Below are 14,224 nucleotides of genomic sequence, written 5' to 3' on the forward strand. Positions count from 1 at the left end.
TCTTTAACCTTTAATGACCAGCATATTTCTAAGTTCTTCCATATTGCGAACACCCGCCAAGGAGATTGAAACCTTAGTCTCCTGCAGGAAATTTTCTAATACTCTTTCTACACCTTTCTGGCCACCGGCAGCAAGTCCCCATACGAATGGTCGCCCAATACAAACAGCAGTTGCACCAAGAGCAAGTGCTTTAACAGCATCAGAACCTCTTCTCACTCCGCTATCAAATAGAACTGGAATGCTTCCATTTACAGCTTCCACAATACCTGAAAGAGCATCTATGCTTGCAATAACACCGTCCAACTGACGACCTCCGTGATTGGATACGATGATACCATCAATTCCTTTTTCAATTGCCAGCTTGGCATCATCCGGGTGAAGTATACCTTTAATCAAAATAGGAAGGGATGTGTGATTCCTTAACTCTGTAATATCATTCCAGTTTAATGTAGGATGATAAATGTTTTCTAGGATGCTATCCACAATGGCTTCCTGAGATTGCTCCGTTAAATCAGCCATAAAAACAGGGTCTGTTGCGTAATTACCTTGACCATAGCCGCGTTTAAGAGGGGAGAACTGATTGCGAATATCTTCCTCGCGCCATCCAAGCATAACCGTATCCACTGTTAACACGATTGCCTCGTAGCCAGCAGCTTCCGCTCTTCTTGCCATACTAAAAGCAATTTCTTTATTGGAGGACCAGTAAAGCTGAAACCACTTTGAGCTGCCTGGAGTTGCTGCGGCAATCTCTTCAATAGAATAGCTCGACACAGTACTTTGTATATAAGGAAAATTAAATTTTGCTGCCGCCTTCGCAACAGCAATTTCTCCATCTTCATGGGCAATTTTATTTACACCGACGGGAGCGATGAAAAGAGGATGCGGATATGTATGACCTAATATTGTTACTTCTGTATTCAAAGAAGAGACATCTGTTAAGAATCTTGGAACTATCGAGTATTTGGAAAAGCTACTTATATTTTTATTGTAGGTTTCTTCTCCACCTGCCGATGAACGGATATAACCAAAGGGACCAGGTTCTAATGCTTCTCTCGCTTCCTGTTCTAATTCCTTAAAGTCAATTGGATATTTTGTGTGATTGTCTATATTTCCTAATAGTAAGTCATTATTTTTAGCATTGCTCATGATCTACACCTCTTATGTAAAATTGGGCTTTCTTTTTTCTAAAAATGCTTGAATACCTTCTGTATAATCCTTAGAGCTGAAGGAATCTAATATCAACTGCTCTATCTCAAGCGTTTCTTCATTTTCTCCATCTAAAATAGACTGGATAACTTGCTTGATTCCATTGTTTGCAGTGGAGGATTTGCTCACAATTTTGTTAGCAAAAATCAAGCATTCCTCTTCCACTTCTTCCATTGGAAAAACATAATCAATTAAACCAATTTCCTGTCCTTCTTCAGCAGAAATAAGCTTAGCTGTGTAAAGTAACTCTTTAGCTTTAGAAGGACCAATCAAATTTACCAATCGCTTAGTGCTTGTTAGATTATATATAATTCCTATATTTGCTGCAGTGATACCAAGCTTACTTCCAGCCGAAGCAAATCTAAAGTCACAAGAGTTAGCTAGCTCTAAACCACCACCAATAGCTAATGTTTTAATAAGTGCGATAGTCGGCTTAGGAAAGCGGTATAGTTTTTCAACCGATTCAAGCGTTAAGTCATTATAAGCCTTCGCTTTCTCAGCAGAAAAACGATTTTCTAAAAACTCAGTTATATCTGCTCCAGAAGAAAAGGAGGTTTCATCCACTCCTTTTAAAATAAGCAATTTAATAGAAGTATCCTTTTCTAACTCTTCTAAGATTTGACCCAGCTGTTTAAACATAGCGAGAGAAAATGAGTTTTTCTTTTCAGCTCTATTAAATACAAGTGTAGCAATAGGCCCATTACGTTCTATGTGCAATTGGTTTGTCATTAGAAATGCCTCCGTTTAATCTTTTTTTATCCTTGCAGCTAATCTGTTACCGATAGACTGAATACCTTGAACTAGAATGATCAATATAAGCACCGTGGCATACATGATATCCTCTTCATATCGTAAATGCCCAAAACGATATGCTAGGTCACCAAGACCACCTGCACCGACCATACCTGCCATTGCCGTAGCTCCGATTAAACCTACTGTCGAAATAGTTAAGCCTAAAATAATTGAAGGACGTGCCTCACGCAGTAGCACATGCCAAATGATAGAAGGAGTTTTAATTCCCATCGCTGTATAAGCTTCAATGACACCATTCTGTACCTCTAAAAGTGCGGATTCCATCAATCGTGCAATATATGGAGCAGTATAAATTACTAATGGAACGATAACACCCTTAACACCGATCGTAGTTCCAACAATAAATTTAGTAAAAGGAAGGATAAAAAATAGTAGAATAATAAATGGAATAGAACGAATTATATTAATCAGAAGGTTACTAACTTGGTATATAACCGCATTTTGTAACGCTTGACCTGGTCTAGTTAGAACGATAAGTATTCCAAGTGGGATACCAATGATTATGGAAAAGAATAAAGATATGCCTACCATCTGAAATGTTTCAATTACAGATTCTCCGATGATTGGCAACCATTGATTAGTGAATTGTTCGAATCTACTCATGAGTGCACCTCCAAGCTCTCAGTTCCAACTCCTTGTTCTTCTAAGAAGCGAATAGCTGATTGTACTTGATTTTTTTCTCCTACTAAATGAATCACGATATTACCGACAATTCCGTTTTTCAATTCAATAATATTGGCCGTTAAGATATTTGGTTGTACATCAAACTTCTGACTAACCTCTGCTAATAATGGTTTTCCAGTACTTTCCCCAACGAAAGTCAAGCGAGTGACTGCACCCGTCACATGGAGCTGAGAAATAAGGGAAGGGGATAAGTTACGTTGACTAATTGTGTTTAAGAACTTTTTAGTTGTCGGATGACTAGGCTTCGTGAAAAGATTAATAGCTGTGTTCTCTTCTACAACTTCTCCGTTTTCCATCACATACACATGATCACAAATCTTTTGAATAACATTCATCTCATGAGTTATTAAAAGAATAGTTATACCTAATTCCTTATTGATCTTTAATAAGAGCTCTAATATTGAGTCAGTCGTTTCTGGATCCAGAGCACTTGTTGCTTCATCACTTAATAATACTTCTGGTTCCTGGGAGAGAGCTCTTGCAATAGCTACACGTTGCTTTTGGCCGCCAGAAAGCTGGTTTGGATAGCTTTTATGCTTATCGGTTAAGCCTACTATTTTTAAATATTTTTCCACTCTTTTTTTAACTTCGTTCTTGTCGTAGCCAAGCAGCTTTAAAGGTATAGCGATATTGTCGTAAACAGTGGCAGTTTTTAAAAGGTTAAATCCTTGAAAAATCATGCCTATTTTGTTTCTGACTTTTCGAAGTTGAGGAAGGGGAAGGGGGGTTATTTCTTCGCCATTAATGTATACTTTGCCTTTTGTTGGCTTTTCGAGCAGGTTAACACATCTGATAAGTGTGCTTTTCCCTGCTCCGCTATAGCCGATAACTCCGTGAATTTCACCTTTTCTTACATGAAGACTTACGTTACTGACAGCCTTTACTGTGTTTCTTTTGCTGATGAATTCCTTTGTAATATTCTCTAAAACTATCATGTTAAATCTTCCTTTCTAAAGAAAACGTTACCGGTTGCGGCAACGTTTTTGTTATTTCTACTCATCCCAGCTTGCTAACACAGAACCTTGAAACTCTTCTTCGATAAATGTTCTGACTTCCTCTGATTGATAAGCTTTTACAAACTTTTGAACGGTTGGATCATCTTCGTTTTCCGCGCGTACAACGATATAGTTCACATATGGAGAGTTAGATGACTCTAAAAGAATTGAGTCTTCCTTCGGGTTAATGCCAGCAGCCAAAGCAAAGTTTGTATTGATTGCCGCAGCGTCTACCTCGCTAAGCTGTTTCGGTATTTGAGCAGCCTCTAATTCGATAAATTCAATATTCTTAGGGTTTTCTTCGATATCATAAATAGAAGCATTTTCTTTTTTATCTTCTTTAATTTTAATAAAGCCATTTTCCTCTAGTATATATAATGCGCGTGAACCGTTAGTTGGGTCGTTTGGTAATCCAAATGTGGCACCTTCTGGTAAATCTTCGAACGATTTAAATTTTTCAGAGTAAATACCCATTGGGTTTAAAATAGTTTTACCAACTGGTACTAGCTCAGTACCATGGTCTTCGTTGAAAGCATTTAGAAAAGGCTCATGTTGATAGCTATTTGCGTCTAGGTTACCTTCAGATAGTGCTGTGTTTGGAAGTATGTAATCAGAAAAAGCTTTAATTTCTATTTCTAGTCCATCTTTTGCTGCAACTTCTGCTGCAACCTCAGCTATTTGTTCGTGAGGACCAGCAGTTACACCTATGACTAATTTATTTTCATCTAAGGCTTTGTCACCTGTAGATTCATCACCACAAGCCGCAAGCAACCCCGTTAATAGAACTCCTGATAATACTAAACCAACCTTTTTCATTAAAATTCCTCCTTAATAATTATTAAAGAATTCGAATAAATATAAAAGCCTCTCTTTCAAAAAGAAAGAGAGGCACACAAAAATGCATTGTCCTCTCTTATCTTCCAAAACAAAAATGTTTTGCAGGATTTAGCACCTTTCTATACTTTTGGTATAGATGGTTGCCGAGCTTCAACGGGCCAGTCCCTCAGCTACTCTTGATAAGAGATAATAAGCTATTAAGTTTTTCGTTTATTCTATAAATGAAAATTTACTATACTAAACTAACAAAGTCAAGAGCTATTTTTTAATAGTAAAATTTTTTAGAAAAGATTAAAATTATAAGATAATAAATAATTATGCAATTGGAGGAATCGACATGACAATAAGAGCAAATTTTGCAGTAGGTGATTTTGAGAGAATAGTTGGTGCTAGATTAAAATATGGAACAGATTTGATAGAAGGGATAGAAGCAATATGTGAAGCCAACCAAATTACTTCTGCCACTGTCGTTAGCTGCTTTGGAAGCTTTCAAAAATGTGGCTTTGTCTATTTAATTCCAGCTGATTCCTCGAAAATAGGTGTAGCCTATAATGAAATGATCGTAAAAGAAGGACCTATAGAATTTTTACATGGTACAGGAGTTATATGTCAGCGAGAAGGAAAATATGCCACACATTTTCACGGATCAATGTGTGATCAATATGGTGCTGTTTTTGGAGGTCACTTCATCAAAGGTGAGAATCCTGTAATTACGGTTGACCTAGTCTTAGCCGAAGTAAAAGGGATGGAATTCCATCGGAAACATGATGAAGAGACTGGTGCAATTCAGTTTTATCCGATTGAGAAAGGGAGCAAGTTCTCCAGGTCAATAGAGGAATAGAAAGTGTAGTAGGTTAACATATAAAAGAATTTAAATAAACAATAGAATATGACATAAAAAAAGACTACTTTTGTAGTCTTTTTTTATTTTGTTGACTATTTCACTTAAACACACTAATTAATATTGTGATGAGAAAATAAACTAAAATACCAAGTATAAATAGTCCTATAAATTTTTTCATGTAAGATACCTCCAGAGGTTTAAGCTTGTTTTTATTGAACGGTCATAAAAAAATTTATCCGGTCATAAAACGTTGCTATCCGGTCATAAAAATTTTTATCCGGTCATAAAATCGCGCTATCCGGTCATAAAAATTTTTATGCGGTTATAAAGACAATTTATCAATTATTTTCATAGAAATTAGTGTCTTTTAACTTCACTTAAACATCTTTTAGATGATAACAGTAACTAATTCTTAAAAAAGTTCTAGCTTTTCTATACGGTCAACAGCCTCAATCAGGCGATCCTCATCAACTAAAAGTCCGATGCGTACATAACCTTCCCCGTGTTTACCAAATCCATTGCCAGCAGCGACAGCAACATCTGCTTTTTCTAGAAGTATGTCAGCAAATTGTTCACTAGTATAGCCATTTGGTACAGGAAGCCATGCAAAGAATGAGCCTTCAGGAGCTTTCACATTCCAACCAATTTTGCGACAGGCATCTATGAAAGTATTTCTTCTTTTTTCATAGAGTGCCACTAATTCTTCCACGCATTCCTGAGACCCATTTAGTGCTTCTGCTGCTGAAGATTGAACAGCAGGGAAGAGACTGACAAAAAGATGGTCTTGTATAATATTGATAGCCTCAATCATTTTAGAATTACCTACGGCAAACCCTACGCGCCAGCCTGCCATATTATAGGTTTTGGATAGCGTATACATTTCAATTCCGACTTCTTTAGCACCTTTTGCTTGTAAGAAACTAATAGGTTTTTTCCCATCAAAGCCGATGCCTCCGTAAGCAAAATCATGGACAATGGCTATATCATTTTCCTTTGCTAACTCAACAGTTTCCTGGAAAAACTCTAAAGTAGCAGAGGCTCCCGTAGGATTATTAGGATAATTCAAATACATTAGTCTCGCTGCCTCTTTTTGGTCCGGGGTAAGCTGCTTGTAATCGGGTAGAAACGCATTTTCTTCTAACAGTGGCATAGTATCAAATTGCACATTTGCTAGTCCTACTCCAGAGAGATAATCTGGATAACCAGGGTCAGGAAGGAGCATTAATTCCTTCTCATTCATCATAGCTAAAGGTAGCTCTACTAAACCTATTTTAGTACCAAAAAGTACGGCTACCTCTTTATTAGGATCTATATTAACGTCATACTCTCGAGAATAAAAATCTACGGCCGCTTGCTTTAGCTCGTTTATACCTCTAAAGGGAGAATATTTATGAGAAAGCGGACTTTGTGCTGCTGTCGATAGCGCTTGTACAATATGGTCAGGTGTCGGCTGGTCAGGGTTTCCTTGTCCGAGATTGATAACATCCCTACCTTCTGCCACAGCCTTCGCTACTTTTTGTACTAATGTTGCAAAAAATTGGGGAGGGAGATTTTTTAAACGATCAGAAAATTCCATGGACAATACCTCTTTTTCTAAATAGTTGCATATATTAGTCAAATCTTATAATCTTTTTAGTATTATGTCTATAGGTGGTGGCGAAATGAAAATAGCTTGTGTTCAGTTAGATATAGCGTTTGGTAATCCAAAAGAAAATTTTAAAAGAGTAGAAAAGAAAATTAGAGAAGCAGCTATACAAGGAGCAAATCTTATAGTTTTGCCGGAGATGTGGAACACGGGATATGATTTAACGAGATTAGAAGATATAGCAGATGATAAAGGGGTAAAGACGAAGGAATTTCTAGTTAAACTTGCGAAAGAATTACATATACATATAGTGGGTGGCTCGGTTTCGACGAAAAAAAAGAACTCCTTTTACAATACCATGTATATCGTAAACCATTCGGGAGAGCTAATCGCTGAGTACGACAAGGCCCATTTATTTAAGCTAATGGATGAGCATTTATATTTAAAAGCTGGAGACAGTAAGAATATTTTTATGTTGGATGAAGTGACGATGGGAGGCGTTATTTGTTATGATTTACGCTTTCCGGAATGGTTTCGTGCTCACTCATTGAATGGTGCCAAAATAATTTTTGTTCCTGCTCAATGGCCCTCAGCACGTATAGACCATTGGAAAATACTTTTACAGGCAAGAGCTATTGAAAATCAATGCTATATAGTTGCAGTAAATCGAGTAGGAGAAGATCCGAACAATCAGTTCAATGGAAACTCGATGGTAATTGCTCCATGGGGAGATATAGTTTGGGTAGGAAACGAGGAAGAAACTATTGGATTAGTAGATATTGATTTAAATCTAGTAGAAGAAGTAAGAGGTAGAATTCCTGTATTTCAAGATAGAAGAGAATCATTATATAAATAATAATATTTCTTTCTAGAAAACTATTTAATTCAGTTGACGTTTAATTGGCTTTTTTGTATGGTTTTGTAAAGGGGGAGAAATAATGACAGAACATAAACTGGCAATACAGGATGAATATCCAGATGACTTTGCTTGGTGCTATGGATGCGGTCGTTTAAATGAAGAGGGGTATCATTTAAAGACTTATTGGAATGGAGACAAAACAGAAACTGTTTATCATCCAAGAGAAGAGCATATTGCAATTCCTGGCTTTGTATACGGTGGATTAATTGGAGCAATAGTGGATTGTCATGGAACTGGTTCGGCAGCTCTTGCACTTCACCGAAAAAATGGTTTTGAGCCTGGCAGTGGAGAAACACCGCCACGATTTGTCACAGGGTCCCTCCATGTCGATTTTCTTAAGCCTACGCCTCAAAAGGTCGAACTAAAAGCGATAGGTACGGTTGAAGAGATTCATCCGAAAAAATGGAAGGTAACTTCAGAAGTCTACGCAGGAGATACGCTTTGCGCTAAAGGGGAAGTCATCGCTGTAGTTATGCCTGCAACATTTACAAATAAATAATAACTTTAACACAGGAGACTTTTTCCTGTGTTTTTATTTTATAAGATTATACCCTTTCTTTTATGGGAAAGAAGAAATAAAGGAGGGAAATGGAATGGATACTTTTCTATATTTATTTTTCACAGGCTCCTATATAGCATTGCTTATTTGGGGCTTAATCGGAATAAGGAAGCAGGATTTACCACAGTGGACTAGTTTTATTTATCTTATAATATTAGCTCTCATTTATGACAATGGAATTATCGCTTTTGGTAAATGGATTGGTGAGGGAGAGTTGCTAGAGACATTGAATCTGTTAAGGTTTTGGACACATGCTTTTTTAACACCTTTACTAGTTTTATTTGCTACTGGTACATTGAAGGAAAGTGGGGTATTATGGGCTCAAAAAAAATGGGTGTCCATAGTAGGTATTATTTATACGGTAATTTTAATAGGTATAGAAGTGTGGTTGGAAGCCTCTCAACTTACATTAAAAGCTGCTGAGGAATATGGGGTTCTAAGATATGTTTCCACCAAGGAAGCTTCTGGGCCCCCAGTTATGATTCTCCTTGTAACACTAGTATTGATTGTGGCTAGTGCTATTCTTTGGAAGAAAACAAAGTGGGCAGTATTTTTTATAGGTGCAATCGTGATGACCATAGGAAGCGCAGTACCAATAAATGTAGATAGCGGAGCGGTGACAAATGCTTTTGAATTGTTCTTGTTATTTACACTTGTTTGGACAAAAAGAAGGCTAGTCGAAGATAAACTACGTGTTTATTAAAAAATGCTAAAGCATAAAACAAGGAAATAAGATATATTTAACTTTACTTGTAAATTTAAATATTAATAAGTGATAAGTGAGTATTCCTTTGGGAGTTATACTTTTCATGTAATAATAAATCTATTAGTAAAATAAAGTAAAATAAGTTTTAACTCAGAGCAGAAAAGAGGATAAAAAATGAAACCTGAAAAAGAAAAAATGCTGTGCGGTGAAATGTATAATCCCGCTGACCCTGAATTAGTATTGGAACGAGAAAATGCTAGACGAAAAGTAAGGATTTACAATCAGACATTGGAAAGTGAGGGACAAAAACGCGTTGAATTATTAAAAGATTTATTAGGTTCAACTGGAGAATTAGTCTATATGGAACCAAATATCAGATTTGATTATGGCTATAATACATATGTTGGTGAAAACTTTTTTGCAAATTTTGACTGTACCATTTTAGATGTTTGTGAAGTTCGCTTTGGAGATAACTGCATGCTTGGACCTAGCGTGCAAATATACACAGCTACACACCCAATTACCCCCATGGAGCGTAATTCAGGAAAGGAATACGCAAAGCCTATAATAATTGGGAACAATGTGTGGATTGGTGGTAACGCAGTTATAAATCCAGGTGTTTGTATAGGAGATAATGCTATCATTGCTTCAGGAGCAGTCGTGATAAAAAATGTGCCCGCAAATGTGGTTGTAGGTGGAAATCCAGCAAAAATAATTAAAGAAATTGAAGTGTAGAGGAATAGGTCAGGTGTAAGTTTAAATCTCACTTATGATACTTACATTTAACTGTTTAAAAATTATAAACTATCCTGAGGCAAGAAAATAGCTACATGCAAGAATGTTGTCCGATCGACTTTCTTGCATGTATCTAAATAGTTACCCTCACAGACGAGCCTTTTTTTGCTGAGAAAGCACTGTCTTAGAGAAGGTTCCCTTTTCCCTCCATAGTCCTTAGCGAATAATCACCACTAAATAAAAATTAGACAGCATCAACTGGCACTGGCTTTGGTGCTTTATCTGGTTCAGGTACTCTAATCAACACTATTATTCCAACAATAAACAAAATGATTAAACTAAACACACCATAAGATGAATTGCCTGTAATTTGTGTAGTTAGACCAATTAAAAGTGGGCCCATTATGGAAGCAAATTTACCAAAAATATTATAGAAACCGAAAAACTCATTTGAATTTTCCTTCGGTATAAGTTTGCCGAAGTACGATCTACTTAATGCTTGTATTCCACCCTGAGAAGTTGCTACGAGCATTGCTAAAATCCAGAAATCTGCAATAGTTTCTAAGAAAAATGCATAAGTACATACAATTATATAAACAAAAATTCCGACATATAGCATTTTCTTTTCTGAAAATCTTGCAGCTAGTTTACCATATAAAATTGCAAAAGGGGCAGCTACAACCTGTGTAACAAATAAGACGATGATTAAATCCGTAGCCTGTAAGCCCAAGTCAGTGCCATAGGCAGTAGACATTGCGATAATAGTTCCTACACCATCAATATAGAAGAAATAGGCTATTAAAAATAGAAATAAAGCTCGATACTGACGTATTTCTTTTATAGTTTTTCCAAGTCTTTTAAAGCTTTGAGCGACAGGATTTTTTTCACGCTCAATATAATGAATTTGTTTTACATTTCTAAACATCGGAATAGCAAAAATAATCCACCAAGCGGCTGTAATCAGAAATGCAATGCGGCTTGCGTTTATTTCAGATAGAGGGATTTTTTCTGCCCCAGCCAACAAAATAATAACCATACTAATTAAAAAAGGAATCGCACTACCAATATACCCTAGTCCGTATCCTCTCGAGGAAACACGAGACATTCGTTCATTTGTTGTAACGTCAATAATAAAGCCATCATAGAAAACATTCGCACCAGTTGCACCAAGAGCTGCAAAAGTATAGCATATCAAAAATAGATACCATTTATCATAAGGGATGAAAGCTAGTAAAGCAGTAGCAGCTACTCCTAAAAAGAAAAAGAAAAAGAAAAATTTCTTTTTATATCCTTTATAATCGGCGATGGTTCCAAGGATTGGCCCTATCATTGCTAATATAAATGTAAAAATGGCAATAGTGTAACTGAGATAAACTGTAGAATCATTCGTATCTACGCCGGCAGCTGTTGCCGATCCTTTGTAAAAAATAGGGAAAATAGCAGTTGTAATTATTATAGAATATGCAGAGCTTCCCCAATCATAAAGAGCCCAACTATTTTCTTCCTTTGTAAACTTTTTCATATATAATGATTCCCCCTTTCTGTCTGATAATATTGTACATGATTTATAACAAACTATGTAAAAAAACTGAAATATTACATATCTTTTACGTTCTATTAGATAGTAATAAGAAGCTTAAGAGATTAGAGAAAGAGTTGTGAATATTTACGGGAAAAAAGAGGAAGGGGCTTGAGATGCCCTATAGAAGGAGGTTTATTTTAGTTTTGAAGCAATTTCAGATACAACAAAAGCTAGGTGGTCATTTCCAAAAAGCTGCAATACTTGTATAACAGTCTCGGTATCTACTTCTAATGCATTTTTTTCCGTTTCTTCTATTGCACTTGCTAAAGCGTCGTTTGTTTTTTGATCTGGATATGCTGTTTGATATAATGCAAAAGGGTCTAAGTCATGATTGATACACCATTGGGCATACAATTGAATCATTATATTTTCATCCTGTTCGTACTGCTCTATCACATTGTTTTTCATATTAACTCCTTTGTAAGAAGGCAATTTATCGCATTCTAATTTTATATTCTTTATATAGTAACAAGTTCACTAATTTCAAGTCGTACTCTAAGTATATTACTTTTTCCCATTGGAGTCTTTATAGATTTAGAAGAAAGTCACGAGTTAGCTCCACTTTGCACAAGTTGTATTCAGTCTAATATAAAAGCTCGAAGTAAAAGAAGCTATCATAATATACATTATGATAGCTTCTTTCTTTCTTTATTTGTTTTCAATTGTCTCTGTTAAGATTTCAAGTTCATCAATCAGTGAACCAATGTATGCAATAGTGTCTTTAAGTGGCTCATCTGTAGTGATATCAACACCAGCCATTTTTGCTAATTCTACTGGCGTTTTAGTGCCACCAGCTTTTAAAACTTCTACCCATTCATCTACGGCGGTTTGGCCTTCATTTAATATACGCTTAGCTACCTGTGTAGAGATAGTTAATCCTGCACTATACGTATATGGGTATAAGCCCATATAATAATGAGGCTGACGCATCCATGTAAGCTCTGCTCCATCTGTTATTTCCACTGCATCTCCCCAGAAATCTTCTAATACTTCGCGCTTATAAGCATTTAATATTTCAGCATTTACATTTTGACCTTGATCCACTCGCTCATAAACTTTACGTTGGTAAGCTGCTTCCAATAAATGAGTAACAAAATTATGATAATAAGTTCTAGCCACTATAGATGAAATTACCCAGCGTTTAAATTTAGGGTCATCTGAATTTTTTAAAAGGTGGTTAGCAACTAACATTTCGTTCATGGTAGAAGGTGCTTCTATAAAATATAAAGATGGACGAGAATTAAATAGATTTTGTTCTTGGTGTGCAAAATAGAAATGACCAGCATGACCAAGCTCATGTGCTAATACAAAAACCTCATTCATGCGACTTGACCAGGATATTAAAATATATGGATGGCTACCATAAGGACTAGAACAGAAGGCCCCAGTTGATTTTCCTTCATTTTGAGCGAAGTCTACCCAGCGTTCTTTGTAAGAACGATCAACCATTTCAAGATACTCGTCACCCATAACAGATAGAGAATTTTTGATATATTTTTTTGATTCTTCTATTGTAATTGTTGGTTCATAGTTTGGATCAAGAGCAATCTTTAAATCAGCGAACGTCATCTTATCAAGTCCATGTATCTTTTGAAGCAATTTCGCGTATTTTCTCATATGTGGTGCTAGCTCTTTTGTGATCAAATCAATTTGACGGTTATATAGAGAAATATCTACGTCTTGGTCAGAAAGTAAGTATTCAAATACTGAGTCATATCCTCGTAAGTCTGCTGTCGTTTTTTCTTGTTGTAGTTGAATATCATATGTTTTTGCAGTTGTGTGCTGATATTCCTTAAGCTTTGAAGAGAAAGCTTCAAATGCTGTTCTACGAAGAACCGTATCAGTTTCAGCTTCCCAATCATTTTCAAAGGAAACGTAGCTTAATGGATATTGTTTCCCGTTTACTTCGAAATTTGGAAAGGCAATATCTAATAGCTTAGTAGTTTCGTATAAGTTATAAGGTGCATCAAAGGTAGGGGAGTAGGCAGCTAAAACCTTTTCAACCTCAGGATGTAGAGTATATTTTTTCTTTTCAAGTAATTTAACTAAATAATTCTCGTACTCGGAATTTAGTTTTATAGCGTCTTCTATTAGTTCTTTTGGTAATTCTAAAAGTTCACTATCAACAAATGAAGTTTGGCTTGCAACTTTTCCTGCTAAAGAACCAAATTTACCAGCTCTCATTTGTGATTCAGTATTTGTTTGATCCACGGTTATAGCTAGTCTTGCGTAACTTCCTAATAAATTGAACTTCTCAAAAAGAGTCTTGTATTCGCTTAAAGCGTCCACGATTGCTTTAGCGCTATCTATTTTGCCTTTAAATTTCTCGGCAAACATAGGGACGCTTTTTTCTATTTCCTCTAAAGTATTATTGTAATCCTCTTCCGTAGCATATAAATCTTTTAAATTCCATGTTTCTTCTACTTTCACGTCTGATCTTTTTGGTAAGCTTTGCACCATTTTCATCTCTCCTTAATATTACGGTTTTCGAACTATAAATAATTATAGCGGAAAAAGGTAGAAAAGTAATTATTTTTATTATTTTCAATTAATTCAATTGATTAATATAACAATCAAGTTTAATGTACTGTATTTTTAAGGAGGCGAGCGATAAGCATCAACTCAGTTCAGAAGTTGTTTGTAACTTTGTTCTCCTCTTGTTGGAACTTACGGACGCAGTACAAAAATAATTTCGTTATTCTTATACATGTAGTGTTTAAGCAGGGAGGGATGTCCATCATCATCTATAGATTCGGTAA

The 14,224-nt window shown here is 35.9% G+C and carries 14 protein-coding genes and 1 riboswitch; of the genes, 5 read left to right on the forward strand and 9 right to left on the reverse strand.

Going from position 1 to position 14,224, the window contains the following annotated elements; translation table 11 throughout:
* Positions 1–3: 3 nt before the first annotated feature.
* The 5 genes from MHB55_RS09320 to MHB55_RS09340 are packed head-to-tail and all read right to left on the reverse strand — an operon-like array spanning position 4 to position 4,514.
* The gene (locus MHB55_RS09320; protein WP_144536755.1) at positions 4–1,146 is read right to left on the reverse strand and encodes an alpha-hydroxy-acid oxidizing protein; all 1,143 of its coding nucleotides are present in this window, start codon (positions 1,144–1,146) and stop codon (positions 4–6) included.
* A gap of 12 nt (positions 1,147–1,158) precedes the next feature.
* On the reverse strand, positions 1,159–1,935 hold the full coding sequence (locus MHB55_RS09325) for an enoyl-CoA hydratase/isomerase family protein (protein ID WP_144536753.1): 777 nt from the start codon (positions 1,933–1,935) through the stop codon (positions 1,159–1,161).
* Positions 1,936–1,950: 15 nt separating this feature from the next.
* Positions 1,951–2,622: a methionine ABC transporter permease gene (locus MHB55_RS09330; protein WP_144536751.1), complete on the reverse strand. Its 672-nt coding sequence runs from the start codon at positions 2,620–2,622 to the stop codon at positions 1,951–1,953.
* The gene (locus MHB55_RS09335; RefSeq protein WP_340863074.1) at positions 2,619–3,638 is read right to left on the reverse strand and encodes a methionine ABC transporter ATP-binding protein; all 1,020 of its coding nucleotides are present in this window, start codon (positions 3,636–3,638) and stop codon (positions 2,619–2,621) included. Before MHB55_RS09335 ends, MHB55_RS09330 begins: the two co-directional genes overlap by 4 nt.
* A gap of 57 nt (positions 3,639–3,695) precedes the next feature.
* The gene (locus MHB55_RS09340) at positions 3,696–4,514 is read right to left on the reverse strand and encodes a MetQ/NlpA family ABC transporter substrate-binding protein (protein ID WP_340863075.1); all 819 of its coding nucleotides are present in this window, start codon (positions 4,512–4,514) and stop codon (positions 3,696–3,698) included.
* A gap of 94 nt (positions 4,515–4,608) precedes the next feature.
* A riboswitch (SAM riboswitch) is annotated at positions 4,609–4,721 on the reverse strand.
* Positions 4,722–4,872: 151 nt separating this feature from the next.
* Between MHB55_RS09340 and MHB55_RS09345 the strand changes: the two genes are divergently transcribed.
* Positions 4,873–5,376: a PPC domain-containing DNA-binding protein gene (locus tag MHB55_RS09345; protein WP_340863076.1), complete on the forward strand. Its 504-nt coding sequence runs from the start codon at positions 4,873–4,875 to the stop codon at positions 5,374–5,376.
* Between the two features lie 415 nt (positions 5,377–5,791).
* Here MHB55_RS09345 and MHB55_RS09350 read toward each other — a convergent pair whose 3' ends face one another.
* Positions 5,792–6,955, reverse strand: a complete 1,164-nt coding sequence (locus tag MHB55_RS09350) for a pyridoxal phosphate-dependent aminotransferase (protein WP_340863077.1) — start codon at positions 6,953–6,955, stop codon at positions 5,792–5,794.
* Positions 6,956–7,040: 85 nt separating this feature from the next.
* Between MHB55_RS09350 and MHB55_RS09355 the strand changes: the two genes are divergently transcribed.
* The 4 genes from MHB55_RS09355 to MHB55_RS09370 all read left to right on the forward strand — a co-directional run bounded on the left by MHB55_RS09355 (position 7,041) and on the right by MHB55_RS09370 (position 9,883).
* Positions 7,041–7,820 carry a carbon-nitrogen family hydrolase gene (locus tag MHB55_RS09355; protein ID WP_340863078.1) on the forward strand — a complete coding sequence of 260 codons (780 nt, stop codon included), beginning with the start codon at positions 7,041–7,043 and terminating at the stop codon, positions 7,818–7,820.
* Between the two features lie 82 nt (positions 7,821–7,902).
* Positions 7,903–8,382 (forward strand): PaaI family thioesterase, encoded by a 480-nt coding sequence (locus MHB55_RS09360; RefSeq protein WP_144536740.1) that lies wholly within the window; start codon positions 7,903–7,905, stop codon positions 8,380–8,382.
* A gap of 94 nt (positions 8,383–8,476) precedes the next feature.
* Entirely contained in the window at positions 8,477–9,145 is a 669-nt protein-coding gene (locus MHB55_RS09365; protein WP_154310897.1) for a phospholipid phosphatase, read from the forward strand.
* Between the two features lie 177 nt (positions 9,146–9,322).
* Entirely contained in the window at positions 9,323–9,883 is a 561-nt protein-coding gene (locus tag MHB55_RS09370; protein WP_340863079.1) for a sugar O-acetyltransferase, read from the forward strand.
* 244 nt (positions 9,884–10,127) lie between these two features.
* Here the strand turns inward: MHB55_RS09370 and MHB55_RS09375 are convergent, their stop codons facing one another.
* The 3 genes from MHB55_RS09375 to pepF all read right to left on the reverse strand — a co-directional run bounded on the left by MHB55_RS09375 (position 10,128) and on the right by pepF (position 13,925).
* On the reverse strand, positions 10,128–11,405 hold the full coding sequence (locus MHB55_RS09375; protein ID WP_340863080.1) for an MFS transporter: 1,278 nt from the start codon (positions 11,403–11,405) through the stop codon (positions 10,128–10,130).
* A 192-nt stretch (positions 11,406–11,597) separates the two neighbouring features.
* Positions 11,598–11,873 (reverse strand): hypothetical protein, encoded by a 276-nt coding sequence (locus MHB55_RS09380; protein ID WP_151110064.1) that lies wholly within the window; start codon positions 11,871–11,873, stop codon positions 11,598–11,600.
* A 240-nt stretch (positions 11,874–12,113) separates the two neighbouring features.
* Positions 12,114–13,925, reverse strand: coding sequence for an oligoendopeptidase F (gene pepF / locus MHB55_RS09385; protein WP_340863081.1), 1,812 nt, complete (start codon positions 13,923–13,925; stop codon positions 12,114–12,116).
* Between the last annotated feature and the right edge of the window lie 299 nt (positions 13,926–14,224).

It is taken from the genome of Psychrobacillus sp. FSL K6-1267, assembly GCF_038003265.1.
In the GTDB taxonomy this organism is placed as follows: domain Bacteria; phylum Bacillota; class Bacilli; order Bacillales_A; family Planococcaceae; genus Psychrobacillus; species Psychrobacillus faecigallinarum.